This is a genomic window from Vibrio sp. 811 (assembly GCF_033339195.1).
This window is the reverse complement of the sequence record NZ_JAWOUB010000470.1, coordinates 1-668: the sequence shown is the minus strand read 5'-3', so window position 1 is coordinate 668 and position 668 is coordinate 1. Positions and strand designations below refer to the sequence as shown.

Sequence of the window (668 nt, the reverse complement as noted above, 5' to 3'; positions counted from 1 at the left end):
CATTTCGTTCTCCTAAATTAACTGATTATCGAAAATTCCAATCATAAATTGCAAAAGCAATGCCAATATTAAATTCATGAAAAGCTATTTTAATTTAATAAGATTCTGACAATTAGCTAAAAACACTCGTACAAAAAACAAAATACAGGCTATTTATTTACCTTACACAAACAATATAAATTTAGGATAAATATAACTAATGAAAAAGCTTCTCGCTAATTTGTAGTTTTTTCAAAATAAAAATACACAGCGTGAATATTCTTGAGCCATTAAGCAGTCATTGAAATATCGCGTTGCGTGTTTATTAGAAAGGAAGCCAATCACACATCCGTCGTGCCTTGCTTTGCTTAAAAGTACAAATCCTCTACTCTGTGCCTAATCAAATTCAATGGAATTGAAAGAATGATAAAAGGCAGTGAGTACCCCTCCATTCGTGCATTGAGGACTTTTGTTGCTGTGGCTAACTATCTCAGCTTTTCTAAAGCCGCCGATGACCTGTGCGTAACACAAGGAGCGGTCAGTAAACAGATGGCATCTTTAGAGCAACTCGTTGGGCTTCCTCTCATTCATCGAGGGTTAAACGGCGTGGAGCTAACAGAGGAAGGAAAGCGCTATTTGCCCCAAATAACAGAAGCTCTGGAGCTCATTCAGCATGCAACCGCCAGCCT

General features: G+C 37.6%; 1 protein-coding gene. It reads left to right on the top strand.

Annotation, left to right across the window (positions count from 1 at the left end):
* Positions 1 to 402 precede the first annotated feature (402 nt).
* A partial coding sequence (locus R7Q46_RS27540) for a LysR family transcriptional regulator (protein WP_318078328.1) occupies positions 403 to 668 on the top strand: 266 nt, incomplete at its 3' end.